General features: G+C 56.0%; 18 protein-coding genes. 17 read left to right on the forward strand and 1 reads right to left on the reverse strand.

Annotated features, from left to right (window positions below):
- The first annotated feature begins 3 nt into the window (after positions 1-3).
- From FHS18_RS08520 to FHS18_RS08600, 17 genes are all read left to right on the forward strand, one after another.
- Positions 4-1,041: a carbohydrate-binding family 9-like protein gene (locus FHS18_RS08520; RefSeq protein WP_183599016.1), complete on the forward strand. Its 1,038-nt coding sequence runs from the start codon at positions 4-6 to the stop codon at positions 1,039-1,041.
- Complete coding sequence (locus tag FHS18_RS08525; RefSeq protein WP_183599018.1) at positions 1,038-3,677, forward strand: transglutaminase domain-containing protein; 2,640 nt, start codon at positions 1,038-1,040, stop codon at positions 3,675-3,677. The genes FHS18_RS08520 and FHS18_RS08525 overlap by 4 nt, the downstream gene beginning before the upstream one ends.
- Entirely contained in the window at positions 3,677-4,108 is a 432-nt protein-coding gene (fucU, locus tag FHS18_RS08530; RefSeq protein ID WP_183599020.1) for an L-fucose mutarotase, read from the forward strand. Before FHS18_RS08525 ends, fucU begins: the two co-directional genes overlap by 1 nt.
- Before the next feature lie 235 nt (positions 4,109-4,343).
- On the forward strand, positions 4,344-5,345 hold the full coding sequence (locus FHS18_RS08535) for a beta-ketoacyl-ACP synthase III (protein WP_183599021.1): 1,002 nt from the start codon (positions 4,344-4,346) through the stop codon (positions 5,343-5,345).
- Positions 5,335-6,567, forward strand: a complete 1,233-nt coding sequence (locus FHS18_RS08540; RefSeq protein WP_183599023.1) for an ATP-grasp domain-containing protein — start codon at positions 5,335-5,337, stop codon at positions 6,565-6,567. The genes FHS18_RS08535 and FHS18_RS08540 overlap by 11 nt, the downstream gene beginning before the upstream one ends.
- Positions 6,564-7,556 carry an NAD-dependent epimerase/dehydratase family protein gene (locus FHS18_RS08545; protein WP_183599025.1) on the forward strand — a complete coding sequence of 331 codons (993 nt, stop codon included), beginning with the start codon at positions 6,564-6,566 and terminating at the stop codon, positions 7,554-7,556. Before FHS18_RS08540 ends, FHS18_RS08545 begins: the two co-directional genes overlap by 4 nt.
- A 5-nt stretch (positions 7,557-7,561) precedes the next feature.
- Positions 7,562-8,461 carry an MBL fold metallo-hydrolase gene (locus tag FHS18_RS08550; RefSeq protein ID WP_246427540.1) on the forward strand — a complete coding sequence of 300 codons (900 nt, stop codon included), beginning with the start codon at positions 7,562-7,564 and terminating at the stop codon, positions 8,459-8,461.
- Positions 8,458-9,810: a F390 synthetase-related protein gene (locus FHS18_RS08555; RefSeq protein ID WP_183599027.1), complete on the forward strand. Its 1,353-nt coding sequence runs from the start codon at positions 8,458-8,460 to the stop codon at positions 9,808-9,810. Before FHS18_RS08550 ends, FHS18_RS08555 begins: the two co-directional genes overlap by 4 nt.
- The gene (locus FHS18_RS08560) at positions 9,803-10,957 is read left to right on the forward strand and encodes a GNAT family N-acetyltransferase (RefSeq protein ID WP_183599029.1); all 1,155 of its coding nucleotides are present in this window, start codon (positions 9,803-9,805) and stop codon (positions 10,955-10,957) included. The genes FHS18_RS08555 and FHS18_RS08560 overlap by 8 nt, the downstream gene beginning before the upstream one ends.
- A 38-nt stretch (positions 10,958-10,995) precedes the next feature.
- Positions 10,996-11,865 carry an SDR family oxidoreductase gene (locus tag FHS18_RS08565; protein ID WP_183599031.1) on the forward strand — a complete coding sequence of 290 codons (870 nt, stop codon included), beginning with the start codon at positions 10,996-10,998 and terminating at the stop codon, positions 11,863-11,865.
- 86 nt (positions 11,866-11,951) lie between these two features.
- A complete protein-coding gene (locus tag FHS18_RS08570; protein ID WP_183599033.1) occupies positions 11,952-12,176 on the forward strand; it encodes a hypothetical protein in 225 nt (74 codons plus the stop codon).
- A gap of 197 nt (positions 12,177-12,373) precedes the next feature.
- A complete protein-coding gene (locus FHS18_RS08575; RefSeq protein WP_183599035.1) occupies positions 12,374-13,264 on the forward strand; it encodes a class I SAM-dependent methyltransferase in 891 nt (296 codons plus the stop codon).
- Positions 13,265-13,419: 155 nt separating this feature from the next.
- The gene (locus tag FHS18_RS08580; protein ID WP_183599037.1) at positions 13,420-14,007 is read left to right on the forward strand and encodes a TetR family transcriptional regulator C-terminal domain-containing protein; all 588 of its coding nucleotides are present in this window, start codon (positions 13,420-13,422) and stop codon (positions 14,005-14,007) included.
- Positions 14,008-14,089: 82 nt separating this feature from the next.
- Positions 14,090-15,298: an MFS transporter gene (locus FHS18_RS08585; RefSeq protein WP_183599039.1), complete on the forward strand. Its 1,209-nt coding sequence runs from the start codon at positions 14,090-14,092 to the stop codon at positions 15,296-15,298.
- Between the two features lie 110 nt (positions 15,299-15,408).
- Entirely contained in the window at positions 15,409-16,224 is an 816-nt protein-coding gene (locus FHS18_RS08590; protein ID WP_183599041.1) for a glycoside hydrolase family 16 protein, read from the forward strand.
- Between the two features lie 297 nt (positions 16,225-16,521).
- On the forward strand, positions 16,522-16,695 hold the full coding sequence (locus FHS18_RS08595) for a GapA-binding peptide SR1P (protein WP_183599043.1): 174 nt from the start codon (positions 16,522-16,524) through the stop codon (positions 16,693-16,695).
- A gap of 206 nt (positions 16,696-16,901) precedes the next feature.
- On the forward strand, positions 16,902-17,384 hold the full coding sequence (locus FHS18_RS08600; RefSeq protein ID WP_183599045.1) for a hypothetical protein: 483 nt from the start codon (positions 16,902-16,904) through the stop codon (positions 17,382-17,384).
- A 68-nt stretch (positions 17,385-17,452) separates the two neighbouring features.
- Here FHS18_RS08600 and FHS18_RS08605 read toward each other — a convergent pair whose 3' ends face one another.
- Positions 17,453-18,103 (reverse strand): TetR family transcriptional regulator, encoded by a 651-nt coding sequence (locus FHS18_RS08605; RefSeq protein WP_183599047.1) that lies wholly within the window; start codon positions 18,101-18,103, stop codon positions 17,453-17,455.
- Positions 18,104-18,154 lie beyond the last annotated feature (51 nt).

Raw genomic sequence — 18,154 nt, forward strand, 5'->3', positions numbered from 1 at the left:
GAAATGAACCGAAGCGGCGTGCCGGAACCGAATATCGCCTATGCGCCGAAGCATTATCGGTGCAACCGGGCGGAGAGTTCGCTCGAGCTGGATGGACGGGTGGACAAACCGTTCTGGGATGCAGCCGAATGGACGGAGGATTTCGTCGATATCGAAGGCGATCTACGGCCGCGGCCGGCGAAGCGGACGCGGGTCAAAATGCTGTGGGACGACGACTGCTTCTATTTTGCCGCCGAGCTGATCGAAGATCAAATCTGGGCGACGCTGACCGAGCGCGACTCGGTCATCTTCTATGATAACGACTTCGAGATCTTCATCGATCCGGATGGCGATTCGCACAACTATTACGAGTTCGAGATCAATGCGCTGAATACCGTCTGGGATCTGCTGCTCGTGAAGCCTTACCGCGACGGCGGCCCGCCGGTGAACGGCTGGGATATCGCGGGGCTTCGCACCGCGATACATATCGATGGCGAGTTGAACAATCCGCTCGCGGACAACCGGAAGTGGACCCTTGAGGTTGCGATGCCATGGGCTGCCTTGAAGGAGTGCGCCTACGAGAAACGGCCGCCGCTCCCGGGCGAGTTCTGGCGCATCAATTTCTCCCGCGTCGAATGGCGGACGGAAGTGCAAGACGGAAAGTATCGCAAGGTCATGAATCCGCAAACGGGCAAGCCTTACCCGGAGGACAACTGGGTCTGGTCGCCGATGGGCATCGTCAACATGCATTATCCCGAGCTGTGGGGCTACGTGGTGTTCGCGGGCCAAGAGGAAGCCGGTGCGCAACCCTTCGAGCTGCCGCCCGATGAACGAATCAAGTGGGAGCTGCGCAAGCTCTATTACCGCCAGCGTAACTATTACGAGACCCAAGGCGCGTTCTGTGGCGAAGCAGGGAAGCTGATGGGAGATGGCGAATGGAGCATGGAGCCGGCGGTCGAAGTGACGCGGGGATTGTTCCAGATATCCGCTCCGTCTGCGGACGGTACGGCCATGTATCATATCCGGGAAGACGGCCTGTTATGGAAGGAGCCGATGGAATGACGACGAAGCACCCTGACGTATTCTCGCTAGACGCAGAAGTGATGGACGTAATCGAGCGCAAATTCCAGGAGAAACGGCGGCTTGCGCACCGAAGGGAGCGGCAGCTGTTCGGTATTTTTCAACAAGAGGAACTCACCGCGGAAGAAACGTGGTCGCTCAAATTCATGTTCGCTTATATGCCGGTCAACGACTTGGCCGATTACGACGGCGAGCTGTTCCTAAGCCATGTCCGCCAGACGCTTAAGATTCGCAAGGCGATGCCGTGGGGGGAGCGGGTACCGGATGATCTCTTCCTGCATTTCGTCCTGCCCTACCGGGTCAATACGGAGAACATCGAGGATGCTCGCGGTATCCTGCACGCTGAACTGGCGCAGCGAACGAGCAAACTGTCGATGGAGGATGCGATTCTCGAGACCAACTACTGGTGCCATGAACGGGCAACTTATATCGGCAGCGATCTCCGGACTTTATCGCCGCTGTCCATGATCCGGAACGCGCGCGGCCGGTGCGGCGAAGAGTCGACGCTCGCGGTCGCGGCGCTGCGCAGCATCGGGATCCCGGCGAGGCAGGTGTACACGCCGCGCTGGGCGCATTGCGACGATAACCATGCGTGGGTTGAGGCTTGGGCCGACGGGCAGTGGTACTACTTCGGCGCCTGCGAGCCGGAAGCGAGACTGAATGTCGGCTGGTTCAGCCCGCCGGCGAGGCGGGCGATGCTGATCAATACCCGGATCAGCGGGAATTACGGCGGACCGGAAGACGTTACGCTGGCCGATGAATGGTTCACCGAGATCAATCTGCTCGAGAACTATGCGCGGACGCGGACGATTACCGTCCATGTGAAGGATGAGCAAGGGAATCCGGTCAGCGGAGCCTTAGTCCGGTTCGAGCTCTATAATATGGCGGAGTTCTATCCGATCGCGGCTCTGCCGGCGAACGAGCAAGGGGAAGCGGTCTTCAAGACGGGCTACGGCGATCTCCTGATCCGTGCCGTGCATGAAGGCCGGTGGGGGGAGTGCGTCTGCCCGGCTTCAAGCGGCGAACGTGTCGAGATCATCATTGCCGAGTCGGCTCAGCCTGCGCAATCGGTCGATCTGGAGCTGGTGCCGCCGCCCGAGACGGAAGGCAGCGCCGCTGCACCGCTGTCCGAATCGGCCATCGAACGCCATAATGAACGGCTGGAAGAGGGAACTGCGATACGGTCGGCCTATGAAGCGACCTTCATGGACGAGAAGCAGGCTCTGGAGCTTGCGAATCGTGCAGGGCTTCCCCCGCAACGGGTATGGGAGGCGCTGCAGAAGGCGCGAGGCAACAGCCGCGAGATCGCCGCTTTCCTTGAGGCAAACACCGCGGCATATGGAGAATGGCCGCTCCGTTTGCTCGAGTCCATGAACGAGAAGGACTTGATCGATACCTGGATGGAGACGCTGAACGACCATCTCGTCGGCGCTCTGGCACATAAAGACGGCCTTCCCGAGGAGATATTCACCACGTCCGTGCTCCGTCCGCGCGTACTCTACGAGAAGATCGTTCCGTACAGGCAGCGATTCCGATCTTCCTTCACGGAGGCGGAGATCGAAGCCTTCCGCTCTGCGCCGAACGAGCTTGCCCGCCGGCTCGAGAAGCAGTACGCCTATTGGGAGGATCTCCCGAACTTGAAGGGAAGAGGCAATCCGATCGGTACGTACGAGTTGATGGGCGGTGATGAGACGTCCCTGCATATCCTGTTCGTGGCGGTTTGCCGGAGCCTCGGCATACCGGCTAGACTGCATCCGAGCGAGCTTAAGCCGCAATATTGGCAGCACGGCATATGGGAAGATGCTACGTTCGATGCGACAGGACGTGCCGCGGAAGGCAACGACCGTTGGGGAACGATCCGCATGCTGCCTGACCCGGGTACGGGGGCAGCACCTCCGGCGCCATCCTATGCGGAGAACTTCACCGTAGCCAGACTGGAGAACGGTGCCTATAAGACGCTGCTCGATCCATTCGGCAAGCATGATGTCTATGCGCAGTCATTCGAAGCGGAACCGGGCGATTATCGCCTAGTATCGGGCATACGATTGCCGGACGGAGCTGTCCTGGCGCGGCTGACGTATTTTACCGTAAACGCCGGGCAGACAACTGACGTCCCGCTCACGTTCCGCAGCGCGAAGACGACTCTGCCCGTGCTCGGGACCGTCGGGCTGGCCGAGCCGCTGACGCTGCTCGATGGGACAACGGCGGACTTCGGTCAGCTCGCCGGCAGCAGAGCCCTAATCGCGGCTTGGCTCGAACCGGAGCGGGAACCGACGAAACATCTGCTGCGGGAACTAAGCGAACTAGCTGAGCCTTTGTCCGAGCAGGGGCTGCCGATCTTGCTGATCATCGGCGATGACGAACGGACATCTTCATTCGATCCCGCCCAATATCCGAAGCTGCCAGCCAATGCGCTATTCTTACGAAGCCGTGACGGAGACGCGCTGCCGCCGATCTTCTCCCAGGCGACAGCAAGCGAAGCGGGCTTCCCGCACGTGGTCGTGCTGGATGCGCAGCGTCGTATTCGCTATAGCGCTTCTGGCTATAAGATCGGGACGGGGAAGGAAGCGCTGCAAGCGTGCACGCAATTGGAACAGAACTTAGGAGGAGATTCGTAATGCTGATCGGTATTTCCCCCCTTATATCCCCGGAGCTGCTGCGTATCTTAGCCGAGATGGGCCACGGCGACGAGCTGCTCCTCGCGGATGCGAACTTCCCGGCTGCCCGCCTGGCGCACCGGCTGATCCGATGCCCCGGCATGCCGATTCCCGAGCTGCTCGATGGCATCCTCCGGTTATTCCCGCTCGATAAGTATACGGCCAAGCCGGTTACGCTCATGGACGTCGTCCCGGGCGACCCGGTCGATACGCCAATCTGGCAGCGCTATGCCGAGATCATCGAAGAGCGTTGCGGCATGCGGGCTGCCGATGAACGCTTGGAGCGTTACGACTTCTACGAGCGGGCCAAGTCCGCTTACGCGATCGTCGCGACGGGCGAACGCGCGCAATACGCGAATATTATTTTGAAGAAAGGCGTCATTATCCCGTAAGGAGACGATCCGATCTTGTCTGAACCGCAGATTCGTTCTGCGGTTTTTTGGCATGGGTGAACATGCCCGCCCGAAAAGATAGGCCATTGATTTATTCCCCATGCTGACTAAAAAGGGATGTCGGCGTGTATTGTCGAAATTTGCAGGAGGTACTACGTGAAATTGGAACTATTGCCGTTTATTCCGTCCGATTAGAATGAGATGGTACGAAACAGCAATGAAAGCGGAGGAACTTATGCATACAAGACAAGTCAGAATACTCGGTACGGGAAAATACCTACCGAAACGCCTCGTGACGGATGAAGAAATGGATATGCGCCTTCAGACCCGATCAGGCTGGGTACGCAAAACGACGGATGTTGCCGTTCGCCACTTTGCGGGGGACGGGGAGACCGCATCATATATGGGAGCTCGAGCGGCTGAAGCGGCATTGGCAGCAGCAGGGCTTACGTTCGCGGATATCGACTGCCTGGTATGCACGAGCGGAACGAAAGAACAAGCGCTGCCTAGCACAGCTTCGCTCATTCAACTCGCGCTTGGGGAAGAGATGTCCGGCGTTCCGGCCTTCGATATCGACGCCACCTGCATCAGCTTCCTCACGGGGCTCGATGTGATGTCTTACCTGGTTGATGCCGGCCGTTACCGGCATGTCCTCCTCGTATCGAGCGAGATCGCCTCGGTCGGACTGAACTGGGACGAGAAGGAGAGTGCGGGATTATTCGGGGACGGCGCGGCTGCGGCGGTCATCGGCCGTTCCCAGGAGGGGGAAGCATCCGCAATCCTCAACGCGTCGATGAAGACATACGGCAAAGGCGCAAGGTTATCGGAAATCCGCGGCGGCGGCACACGCTTGCACCCTCGCGAGCATAACGCGGCGACGGAGAAGGACTTTCTGTTCGATATGAACGGTCAAGCGATCTTCAAGATGGCGTCCAAACTGCTGCCCGGCTTTGTTGACGACCTGCTCATACCGGCGGGATTAAGCATGGCCGATTTCAAAGTCGTCATTCCGCATCAGGGAAGCGCGATGGCCATGAGGCTGCTGCGCAAAAAGCTCGGCATTACCGAAGAACAGCTGATGTACATCACGCCGAATCATGGGAATACGATCGCCGCTTCCATCCCGATGGGGCTGCATGAAGCGATTAACCAAGGGAAGATCGGGCGCGGCGACAAGGTGCTGCTGATCGGCACGGCCGCCGGACTATCGCTCGGAGGGATGGTTCTTGTCTACTAAAGATTTCGCAGACGGCAGAGCGCTTACAATCCTGCTCACCGGAGGACGCGCGCCGGTTACGCTCGAGCTGGCGCGTTCCTTCCATGCTGCCGGTCATCGGGTGCTCGTCGCGGAGAGCGCGCGGTTTCATCTATGCCGGGTTTCCCGGGCGGTTGCGCGCAGCTTCCAAGTCCCACCGCCCAATCCGGATACCGAACCGTTCCTTGCGGCACTTGAATCGATCGTAACGACTGAGCGTGTCGATGTCCTGATCCCGACATGCGAAGAAATTTTTTACGTTGCCCGAGGACTGGACCGCCTTCATCCGCATTGCAAAGTGTGGGCGCCGCCGATCGAGCAGCTTCGCGAGCTGCATGACAAATGGCGGTTCGTCATGCTTGCCGAACGCCTTGGCTTGCCGACACCGTCAACCAAGCTCATTCAGACGCGCGAAGATTGGCTTGCGCTGGCAGCAGCGGAGCCTATTCGCGAGAGCTTTGTCTTGAAGCCGGCGTATTCCCGCTTCGCTTCGCAGGTGCTGTTCATGCACGAGGAGGATTCACTCGATAACCGGCGTCGAATGTTGAAGGACAACGTGTCAGCCGTGTCGCCGGCAGCGCCGTGGGTTGCTCAGCGCCTCGTCCATGGACGGCATATTTGCACCTACAGCGTCGCGTTCGAGGGGCAGTTGATTGCCCATTCGGCCTATCCGAGCCGCTATCGCGTCGGTCAAGGCGCATCCGTCTATTTTGAATCGGTCGAACACGAAACTTCGCTCGCGTGGGTACGAAGCTTGGTCCAAGCGATCCGTTACACCGGACAAATCGCCTTCGATTTCATTGAAGAGGCTGACGGCCGACTGTATGCGATCGAATGCAACCCTCGCGCGACGAGCGGCGTCCATCTGTTCGGAACAGGCGAAGGACTCGTAACGGCGTTCCTTCACCCGAGCAAGCTGACGATCGCCGGCACCTTGCTGACGCCACACGCATCGAGCGGCGCGATGCTTACGCTCCCGATGGTGGCCGCCGGACTCGGCGGAATCCGCAGCATAAGCGAATTGCGCCATTGGCGGCGCGCATTCCGCTCGGCGCGGGATGTCGTGTTCAGCGCGGCAGATCCCAGGCCATATGCGGAACAATTGCTCCTTCTGGCAGACGCATGGCGTACCAGCCGTAAACGCGGCATTAAGCTCGTTCAAGCAACGACGATCGACATAGAATGGAACGGTGACAGACCATGAAGGCATTAATAACCGGGGCTACCGGTTTTCTAGGACAGCATGTGTGCATGAGATTAAGCCAACTGGGGTGGAACGTTACCGGTTTGGGACGAAATGAGGCCGTAGGCGCGAGACTCGAGGCTGCAGGCGTACGATTCGTTCAAGCGGATTTGCGGGATGCTGCCGCCGTAGCGCGGGCCTGCGCGGGCCAAGATGCCGTCTTTCACTGCGGGGCGTTGTCTACTCCATGGGGCGATTACCGCGAGTTTCAGGCCGTCAATGTAGGCGGTACAAGGAATGTCGTCGACGGCTGCCGGAAGCATGGGGTTCAGCGCCTGATTCATGTTTCCACGCCAAGCATCTATTTCGATTATAAGGACCGGATCGGCATACGCGAGTCCGACGCGCTCCCGGCCAAGCCGGTCAATGCTTACGCGGCAACCAAACTGCAAGCGGAGCATGTCGTTCAAGAGGCGTTCGCGCAAGGACTCGCCGGTCTCATCTTGCGCCCCCGCGCCATATTCGGGCCGCTGGACCAAGCCGTATTCCCGCGCTTGATGCGCGCGAACGAGTCGCAGGGCGTACCGCTGTTCCGAGCAGGGAACGTCGCCCTTGATCTAACGTACGTGGACAATGTCGTCGACGCGATGCTCCTGGGCTGGGAAGCGCCGCAGGAGGCGCTGGGCCTAGCCTATAACATATCGAACGGCGAGCCGGTCATGCTGCGCGACGTACTGAACGAGCTGTTCGCCATGATGGGCACGGAGCTGCGGACGCGGGCAATTCCGTATTCGGTCGCCTATAGTGCGGCGGCGCTCATGGAATGGAGCCATCGTCTGCTGCCGAAGCTCGGAGAACCGCCGCTAACCCGGTATTCGGTCAGCGTGCTCGCTTATCATCAGACGCTCGATATTACATTGGCGCGCGAGCTGCTCGGGTACGATCCGCGAATCGGCCTCTCGGATGGGCTAAAGGCATTCGCAGAGTGGTGGAGGACGAAAGGAAGGTGACTTCAATGACGTTAAATGCAACACCGATGAAGCATGCCGAAGGAACGCAAGGCGTGAATTCAGAGGTGCTGGTTGAGCTAAAGCTGTATGCGGCAGGTTATTGCCGCCATCCTGAATTTCTAACCCTGCGCGGCGGTTCTTTCAAGCCGGTGCCGTTCCCGGCGGGGTTCGCGTGCATCCGACATCCGCTGCAGGGCTGCATCTTGTTCGACACCGGCTATTCCGCTCGTTTCTTCGAAGAGACGAAGCGGTTTCCGGCAGCGTTGTACAGAATGATTACCCCCGTTACATTCGATAGCCAAGACAGCGCGATGAATCAGCTACTCAAAGATGGCATTCCCGCCGAGGAGATCCGTTACGTAGTGCTTTCGCATTTTCATGCCGACCATACGGCAGGTCTGCGCGATTTCCCTCACGCGCGCCTGTTGTACAAACAGGAGGCCTACTCCACGGTCAACAAACTAGGCACATTTGCTTCCGTCAGAGCCGGGTACCTGCCCGGATTGTTGCCGGACGATTTCGAGAATCGCTCATTATTGGTCGAGGAGACGCCGCGGCTGCAGCTGCCGAACGATTTTCCATTCGAGGCGGGATATGATCTGTTCGGGGACGGGAGCATCATCGCGGTAGACGTGCCTGGTCATGCAGCCGGTCAAATCGGCTTGCTCCTGACGACGGCGGAGGGCGCGTACTTCTTGTGCGCGGACGCGGTCTGGTCGAGCATCGCCTATCGCGAACGCCGCAAGCCGCATGCGGTAGCCCGTATCATAATGGATGATCCTCGAAGTTATGACGATTCGTTCGAGAGGTTATGCCGCCTGCATGAGCACTATCCGCATATTCGCATTATCCCTAGCCATTGTCTGGAGCCGCTTCAGATGGGAATCGGGGAGGGGAAAACATGACCGGGAAAGGCAGCAAAGGCGCGCAGGACCTTGCGATCTTGCTCATGCAGTACATGCGGATCCGTCTCGGGCGTAAATGGTCCGATCGTGAAGCGTTCGAGCGTTGGCAAGAACGGCAAGTGCTCCGTCATCTTCGGTTCGTGCAGTCACGCGCGCCTTTTTACAAGGAACTATGGGGCGAACGGCCGCTGACGCAGTGGAGACAATTCCCGATCATCGACAAAACGGACATGATGGAACACTTCGATCGGCTGAATACGGCCGGCATCCGGAAGGAGACCGCGATGGAGATCGCCCTGGAAGCGGAGACGACGCGTAATTTCCGCCCGCAGACCGGGGATATCACGGTTGGCTTATCGTCGGGAACGTCGGGCAACCGCGGCTTGTTCCTGGTCAGCCGGCGCGAACAATCCGCCTGGGCAGGGACGATGCTGGCGAAGCTGCTGCCGGGACCGTTGTGGCAACCGGAGAAGATTGCCTTCTTCCTTCGGGCGAACAGCAACCTCTATGAATCGGTGCGGGGCGGCAAACTGCAGTTCGAATATTTTGATCTGCTGGAACCGATCGGGCATCATGTGAAGAGACTTGAAGCGTATCAGCCGAGCATCTGGGCGGCGCCCCCGTCGTTACTCAGGCTGCTTGCCGAGGAGAAGCGGACAGGCAGGCTGATCAGTGTGCCGCGTAGGATCATTTCCGTTGCGGAAGTACTCGATCCGCTGGATGCTCGCGTGATCCAAGCTACCTTCGGTCTGCCGATTCACCAGGTCTATCAATGCACGGAAGGATTCCTTGCCAGCACCTGTTCGCACGGAACGCTCCATCTGAACGAGGATATCGTCCATATCGAGAAAGAATACGTGCAAGAAGATCCGACCAAGCGCAAATTCGTGCCGGTCGTCACCGATTTCTCCCGTACGACCCAGCCGATCGTCCGCTATCGATTGAACGATGTGCTGACCGAAGCGGAACCTTGCCCTTGCGGCTCGGTCTTCACGGCAATCGAGCGTATCGAGGGACGGTGCGACGATATTTTCTATATGAAGAGCCTTGCAAGCGGGAAGCTTACGCCGGTGTTCCCCGATTATGTCACACGGGCCGTTCTTGCCGCTTCCCCTGCAATCGAAGAGTATCGGGTGATCCAGCATGGGGAACAGGAACTGGAAGTCGAGCTTCAACTTGCTGCAGGGGCGGACAGGGAAACGATCGAGGAGCAAGTAACCGTGAAGATGAAGGAACTGCTCCGGCGATTGCACTGCCGGCTCCCGGCCATTACATTCGCTTCCTATTCGTTCACGCCGGGGGTCCGCAAACTGCGGCGAGTGGAGAGGAGGTGGCAAATGGATGAATGAACGCGTACGCCTCTATGAGCATGAGCAGCTGGACCGGTTGACTTGGCCGGAGACGGAGGACGGACGATACGCGCAAGCGTACCTGGAACCGCTGATGCGCGAAGGGGCTGGCCGCTATATCCGCAATGTCCGAACGAAGCTAAACGTCTTGCAGATCGATGATCTCGTTCTGCCGCTGACGGTCAACGCAGGCGAATACGATAATGCTTATGTTTGTTCGCCCTACACGCACTATATTCGCTATGCCAAGCAAGAGTTGGCGCTATTGAATCGCCCGCTAACCGAGAAGGCGTTAGCGGCGGTGCTGGACGTCCTGGGGTGGGGAATGACCAAATCGCAGATCAATCGTGCCGTTCACGTGAACAACTGGCTCTTGTCGACCAACCTGTTCCCCTCCATCTCGGAGGAGCAAGCCGTGGCCGTCCTGCAACAAGTCCGATCGGCATATCCTGATCATGCGATCGTGTTCCGGTCGCTCTGTCCGACCCTGCATGCACCGATTCTGTCGGCGCTGCGGGCTGAGGGCTGCAAACTGGTGCCAAGCCGCCAAATCTATATGTACCGCTCGGATAAGAAGGCGGTCGGCAATGCCAAGTCGCGATGGCTCCTAAAACGCGATCTGCAGCTGGTTCAGCGGAATGGCTATGAATTCGTTTCCGCAGCGGAGCTGACGGAAGAAGACATTCCCCGTATCGCGCAATTATACGCCATGCTCTATCTGGACAAATATTCATACGACAACCCGCAATTCGACGAATCCTTTATCCGCATGGCTAAGCAAACAGGCGCACTAACGCTGTACGGACTTCGCAAGGATGGAAGGCTGGATGCCGTCATGGGTTATTTCTGCCGCAATGGGGTCATGACCACGCCGTTGTTCGGATATGATACCTCGCTCCCTCAATCTACCGGGCTTTACCGGATGCTGTCGGCCTGCCTGTTGCGGCAAGCGCACGAGAACGGCCAGCTGCTCCATGAGAGCGCGGGAGCGGCCCAATTCAAACGCAATCGCGGCGCCGTCGCAGACATGGAGTATTCTGCCGTCTACGACAAGCATCTGCCGCCGAGCCGAAGATGGTGTTGGACGCTCTTGGAACGTCTGCTGAACGGAATCGGCGTTCCGATCATGCGTAAGCTTAAGTTATAGTGTATTAGACAGCGTGCACACCATGAAGGAGGTGACCCATGTCCAGCATCAACCAGCAGCAGGCCTCGTCTTCGAAGGAGCGAGTCGCTTTCATTACGGGGACATCAAGCGGCTTCGGCATGTTGACCGCAATCGAGCTCGCGAAGCAGCAGTATCGCGTCATTGCGACGATGCGCGATCCGCGTAAGGCGGCAGAACTGCTCGAGCGCGCCGAACGTACCGGAGTGGCCGAGCGGATCGTTATTCTTGCGCTCGACGTCACGGAACCGCTCTCCATTGCGCGAGCAGTAAGCGAGACGCTCGATAAATACGGCCGCATCGATCTATTGGTCAACAACGCCGGATTTGCCGTCGGCGGATTCGTCGAGGAGGTGGCGATGGACGATTGGCGGCGCCAAATGGAGACGAACTTCTTCGGTCTCGTGGCGATGACCCAAGCGGTAATACCCGTCATGCGAAAGCAGTCCAGCGGCATAATCATCAACATAGGCAGCGTCAGCGGCCGGATCGGATTCCCGGGTTATGCGCCTTATGCCGCCTCCAAATTTGCCGTCGAAGGATTCAGCGAAAGTCTGCGTCACGAATTGGGACCGCTGGGCATCCATGTCGCATTGGTGGAGCCGGGCGCATACCGGACGCCGATCTGGGACAAAGGGCTGGAACAGATCCGCAGCTCCGGAAATTCCCCTTATGTCCGCAGGCTGGAGGCGATTATGCGCTATGCGCGGCGCACGTCCGAGACCGCGCCGGATCCGCAGCAGGTCGCTGATCTGATCGGAAGAATTGCGCGTGCGCGATCGCCTCGCCTTCGCTATCCGATCGGCCGAGGATCGACGCTCGCGCTGTGGGGCAAGGCGCTTCTTCCCTGGAAATGGTTCGAGCGCGTGATCGAACGGGGGACGCGTTAGGAAGGAATTGCTTGATAAGGTTGCTTGTACCCTCAAACTGCGTTATTATTGCATTCGATAACGTTTAAAAATTGGAGGACCTATATATGCCATTTGCAGCCGGACAATCATTGGAAACGGACAAAGATTTCGAATTAGCGGTTAAACACAAAGTTTTGGTTTTCGTCTCTCAGAATAATGTTCGCCAACGCCCGATCACGACGATCAGCGGGTTCAACGAGAAGACCGTCATTCTCGCGGACGGCAAAAGATTCCTTAGAAGCGTCAATAAATTCCGCACGCTTACGGAAGAAGAAACCAACAGCCTGTAAATCGTTCGGACGACGAACCAACCTGAACACGCCACTTGATGGCGTGTTTTTGCATGCTATGGAAGGTTAAGCACGGAAATTCGTGTTGCAACTTGGCGCTATATCGTCGTATTATAGATAACAAGAGTCTTTAATATCTCTAATTAACTTTTGAGCCATCTGTACACCATTACGTAAAAAAGCGAGGAACGATAAAAATGAACGATTTTTTCAATGCGGCCGTCTGGGAGAAGGCGTGGAAAGAAGATTCCGATACAGGAATCAACAAAATGAGAAGTGCCGGGATCGACCCTACGAGAGCGTTTGACCAAAAAGCGAAGACGTTCAACGAACAATCCTTTAGCGAAGAGGGCAGAAAACGGTCCAAACGAATTCTGAACTGGATTGAAGGACAGGGAATACCGTTCGAGAACCTATCCGTCTTGGACATCGGCGCCGCTACAGGCGTGTTCTCGGTGCCGTTCGCGGAGCGCGGGGCTCGTGTGACCGCGATCGAGACCTCGCTGCCACAGGTCGAATTGTTGGAAACCAACACCGCGAAGTTCGCCGAAGACCAGGTGAAGATTGTCACCGAACCGTTCGAGAATATCGACGTGCAGGCCGAAGGCTGGGGCCAAGCATTCGATCTGGTCTTCGTATCGATGTGCCCGGTCATTCACGATTGGGACAGCGTGGAGAAGGTGCTCCAGTGCGCCAAGAAGTTTTGTTACTTGAGTATGCCCGCGAGTCCGCACGAGCATAGCCTGGTGAAGGAAGTCTGGCCGCTCGTCACCGATCGTCCGTACCAAGCCAAACAGATGGAATTCGGGTATCTGCTGCATCTGCTGTACCTGAAAGGCTATGCGTACGAATCGCTGATCACGCGGGAGACGAAAACGACGGAACTCTCCAAGGAAGCGGCATTGCAGGAAGCGATCACTTGGCTTGGCCATCACCGTCTGACGGTAGATGGACAGAAGAAGCAGCTCATTGCCGACTATTTGGAACAGACCTATCCGTCCGACAAAGTCGTCATCCACGAGGGCGGGCGTTTCGGCAAAGTGCTGATTCGATTGCAGGATCAGAACATGTATACGAGAGAGATTTGAGCCCGACATAGCGTGGTACGCCGGTAAGCGAGAAAAGACGATCTGTCTAGTCTTGTTTAACCGGCAGTCTTCCGTTACAATACTGAATGAAAGTTCAGTATTGATGTGACGGCGGTACATACCCAGGATATCCGCCAGGAAGAGGTGCGGTATGCGTGAATAAGAAGCAGCAGCAAACGGAACAGACGAAGAAACGGATTGCCGATGCGGCCAAAGCCTTGTTCGTGCAGAAGGGCTACAAGGCGACATCCATTGAAGATATCGTGAAGGCGACCGGATGCAGCCCGGGTAATATTTATTATCATTTCAAGAGCAAGGAAGGGCTATTCTTCCATCTCATTGAAGAGTGGAACACGGAATGGGAAGAAACGTGGCTGTCCAAGGAGCCGCTATATCTGACAACGACCGAGAAGCTGTATGGCCTGGCAGAGCACTTGGCCCATGACCAACTGAACCATCCGCTGACCAAAGCCGTCGATGAGTTCTTCAATAATGCGGAGAAAGCGTCGGACGTGGAAGATCGCATTAACGAGATGGTGCAAGATTATCTGGCGTTCAACCGGCAACTGCTTCAGCGGGGCGTGGATCGTGGCGAATTCAAAGTGAACGACGTAGAGCGGCTTGCTATTATTCTAGACAGCCTGACGCTAGGTTTAAGTCAGCACAGCCGGAATATGGAGCGCGAGGAAGCGCTGGCCATTTACCGTTTGGCGATCGATGTATTTTTGCACGGCATTGCCTAGCCTTCAGCGGCTGGCCTTTTTTATGACAACATCTTGAATGAATATTCAGTATTGCTCTCGAGCAACAGGAGGAACACGGAAAATGGCATTGTTGTTGAAAAATCGAGGATCGTTATTAATCCTCATGTTTAATCTCTTCCTCGTCTTTACGGGGATCGGCCTTATCGTCCCGATTATGCCGAAGTTCATTGAGAGCTTGGGCATCACCGGCGGCATTGCCGGACTGCTGGTGGCCGCGTTCTCGCTGACGCAGCTGTTGTTCTCGCCGGTGGCCGGCAGACTCTCGGACCGGTTCGGTCGAAAAGGTATCATCGTTATCGGCTTGGTCTTGTTCGCCATCTCCGAAGTGCTCTTCGGCATTGCGAGTCAAACCTGGCTGTTGTTCGCCGCCAGAATGCTCGGCGGGATTAGCGCGGCAATGGTGATGCCGGCCGTCATGGCTTATGCTGCAGACATTACGACCGATGAAGAGCGTGCCACGGGCATGGGGTATATTAACGCAGCGATTACGACAGGGTTCATTATCGGTCCCGGAATCGGAGGCTACATTGCGGAGTTCGGTATCCGCGTGCCTTTCTACGCTGCCGGCGTAGCCGGAGTTATCGCAGCCCTTATCAATATCTTCGTCTTGCCTGAATCTCCGAAAGCGCGGAAGAGTTTATCGTCTTCGCCAGCCGCAGCCGAACCGGCCAAGAGTCTGTTCACGCAATTGCGGTATGCTTATCGCGAACCTTATTTCTTCAGCTTGATCATTGTATTCGTCATGTCGTTCGGTCTGGCCAACTTCGAGACGATATTCGGACTATTCGTCGATCATAAATTCTCGTTCGGGCCCAAAGATATCGCATTCATCATTACCTTCGGATCGATCGCCGGCGCGGTGGTCCAGCTTACGGCATTCGGTTGGCTGTTGAACCGGTTCGGCGAGAAGCGGGTCATCTCGGTCAGCTTGTTCTTCGCGGGCGTGTTTATTCTATTGACGCTGTTCGTCCATCAATTCTGGTTGATCTTCGCCGTTACCTTCGTCATCTTCCTGGCTATCGATATTTTGCGCCCAGCCATCGGCACGCAGATGTCCATGGTGGCGGAAGACCAGCAAGGTTATGTGGCCGGCCTCAACTCGGCCTTTACGAGCCTGGGCAACATCATCGGGCCGATCATTGCCGGTTTCCTGTTCGATATGAATATTAACGTCCCTTATATAGTGGCAAGTTTGGTGCTGCTGATCTGTTTCGGCATGTCGCTTCGCAACAAGACGGGCAAGGCACGCCCCTCGCTAAACAGTAATTAACGTACCAAAGCTAACGTAACCATGAAGATCCGTTGCAAACATTTGTTCTATTCCTTGCGCTCCCGAATGTTATAATATGGAAGAGGGATATCGATTCATGGAGGGAACAGATGAAGCCAAGCCAAGGTTACCCAAGGAATAGCGTTGACAAAGCAGGTTATGAGCTCGTGTTTCAGGATGATTTTGATGAACGCGAGCTGGATCGGACCAAATGGCTGCCGTACTATCTGCCGCAATGGAGCAGCCGCAACAACACGGAAGCGAATTATCGCTTCGAGGACAGTCAGCTTGTGCTTCAGATCACCGAGGACCAAGTACCGTGGTCCCCGGAGTTCAATGGCGACGTGAAGGTCAGCAACCTCCAGACGGGGGTATTCTCCGGACCTGCAGGCACTGGATACGGTCAACACAGATTCTCGCCAGACTGCGTCGTTCGAGAAGAACAAGCCGCCGAACGATTGTTCACGCCGATGTATGGTTATGTCGAGATCAGGATGAAGGGCATCGCTAATCCCAACAATGTCTGCGCGTTCTGGATGATCGGATTCGAGGAGGAACCGGAGCAATCCGCCGAGATCTGCCCTTTTGAATTGAAAGGCTGGAATGTGCAAGAAGATCAATGCACGATCGGATTCGGCATCCATCCATTCGGAGATAAGACGCTGTATGAAGAATTTTTCGAACGGACGTTTGCGATCGATCCGACCGAGTTCCATATTTATGCTGTGAATTGGACGGACGAGGGGGTCGAGTTCTATATCGACAATGAGCTGATTCATCGCTCCGCGCAGTCGCCGCAATACCCGATGCAATTCATGTTGAACATTTATGAGATCCCGTCTTCAGAAAGCGGGTCAAGCACCAAGCCGACGTATCCGAGCGAATGCGTCATTGATTATATCCGCTGTTATAAGAAGATATCTTAACCTTAATTCGACCGTCCGCGAACATTTCGTGGGCGGTCTTTCTATTTGAACCGATGAGATGTTCCGAATGGCTTCTCCTTTATATAGTACGTCATATATGAGATATACACATCGTTTAGTACGTCATAATAAAAAATATTTATAGCTCATTTTTAAATATATATTACACATTATATCCATTTTGATTTATAATACAGTTAGAAATCGAAAGGAGACCCTGAAGTACGATACGGTTCCCGGCAACCGGGACGCGGACATTCAGCTTGCCGAATTTGCACGCGAGAAGGGGGAAGAACCATGCCGAACACCACTGGCGATTTGAATCTCGGAACGGTCATTTGCAAGCATTGCAACGAAATCATGGATACAGTCGATACGGAGAGAGTCACTTTCTTCTATATCGTGTGCGCCCGCCCGGAGTGCTCAGGCGAGGCAGAGCGGCAGATGGAAGTTGAATCGTTAAACGCATGATCCGGAGCGGCTGCCCGTCGGCGATGACGAGCAGCCGCCGGCGGCACGCTTGAAGCAAGAACATTCGCTGATGAGCCGTTCTAACTCACGAGACTCCCAACCTAATACGTGAATGGACCCGGTACCGCACGGTACCGGGTCTTTCCCATATTGTTTGCGGTAGTATAATTCAGGCCTAATGATTCTAGCAGAAAAAGGCGAGAGAGATGACGCCGGCCCAAATTGCGGCAGCCGTAGACGAAGGCGAAGGATTGCGCCAAACGGCGGCAGCCGGTGAACCGGTTGTTTTCGATACCGATGGGCTCAATCTAGGTGAATATGTATGGATCGGTGAGGATAGAGGGGGAAATCTCGTAGTGAACGATGATGGATTCGTTCTCGTAGACGAGCCGATCATAACGCATGCCTCCACGGATACGGTCCCGGCCTCAGCGGCGGTAATTCTCTATGCGACTAGCTCGAGGGACGGGGCCATCTACTTAATCGAAACAGCCATACTCCAAAAGCCCGATCTATCGCAGCAGCTTATTGAAGAACAGGCGATAACGAAACAGGACGTTACGGCGAACATAGAAGCAGCATTCACCTTAGAAACTAACCAACTGGCCGTTGGAACCTACTATGCGTTCATAGCGATAGATGAAGCTGGCTGGTTATCCAGATATTCCGATCCGTTCCTCGCCGAATAACAAATAAGCACATAGAAGGAGGCAGCCATCTGGCGCCTCCTTGTTCGTCGTGCTGCAGCATCCTAACCTTATCTCGACTCTCCGATATGGAAAAAGTTAGACAGCACGCTTCGCTTCATTTCCTCCTTGAAACCCTCTTCCTTAGACAAATGATCGGACAACAAGGCGGCATAATGCGGCATCGTGGCGAGCAGCGACACGGAATTGATCAGCATCAGGAAGAAGAGGGCTCCATTCTGCTGCCGGACCGCGCCGATCTTCATGCAGCCCTCGATGAACGGTCTCAGCGCCTGGAACGTCGGTTGGAGCATTTTGTTCATCAAATATTCGGACCGTTCGTTCTGACCGACCGCCTCATGCGACAGGAACATGCTGTGATGCGGATGCTCGAAGCTGAATTGCACCAGATCCTCCACGAATTCCTCAATGGCAGCCCGGGCTTCGGCCTGATCCTCAAATAACAACGGTTTATTGAAAGGCGAACGCACTTTGATGCTGTCGGCCAAATAATCGACCACGGCTTTCCACAGCTCCAACTTGGAGCCGAAATGATGGGAAATCAGCGCGACGTCTACATGGGAGAGGCTTGCGATCGTGCGCAGGCTTGTCCCTTCGTAACCATGCCGGGAAAATTCGCTAAGCGCATTGGACAGCAGAAAGTCCCGTCCGAATTCCGTTTGTTTGGGCGGACGTCCAGGACGTCGTTTGGTTTCTTCCACGATACAAACCTACTTTCAGAAAAAAAATAATTAATTCATCACTCGTTGACT

Origin of the sequence: Paenibacillus phyllosphaerae, assembly GCF_014192105.1 — a bacterium.
Lineage (GTDB): Bacteria > Bacillota > Bacilli > Paenibacillales > Paenibacillaceae > Paenibacillus_Z > Paenibacillus_Z phyllosphaerae.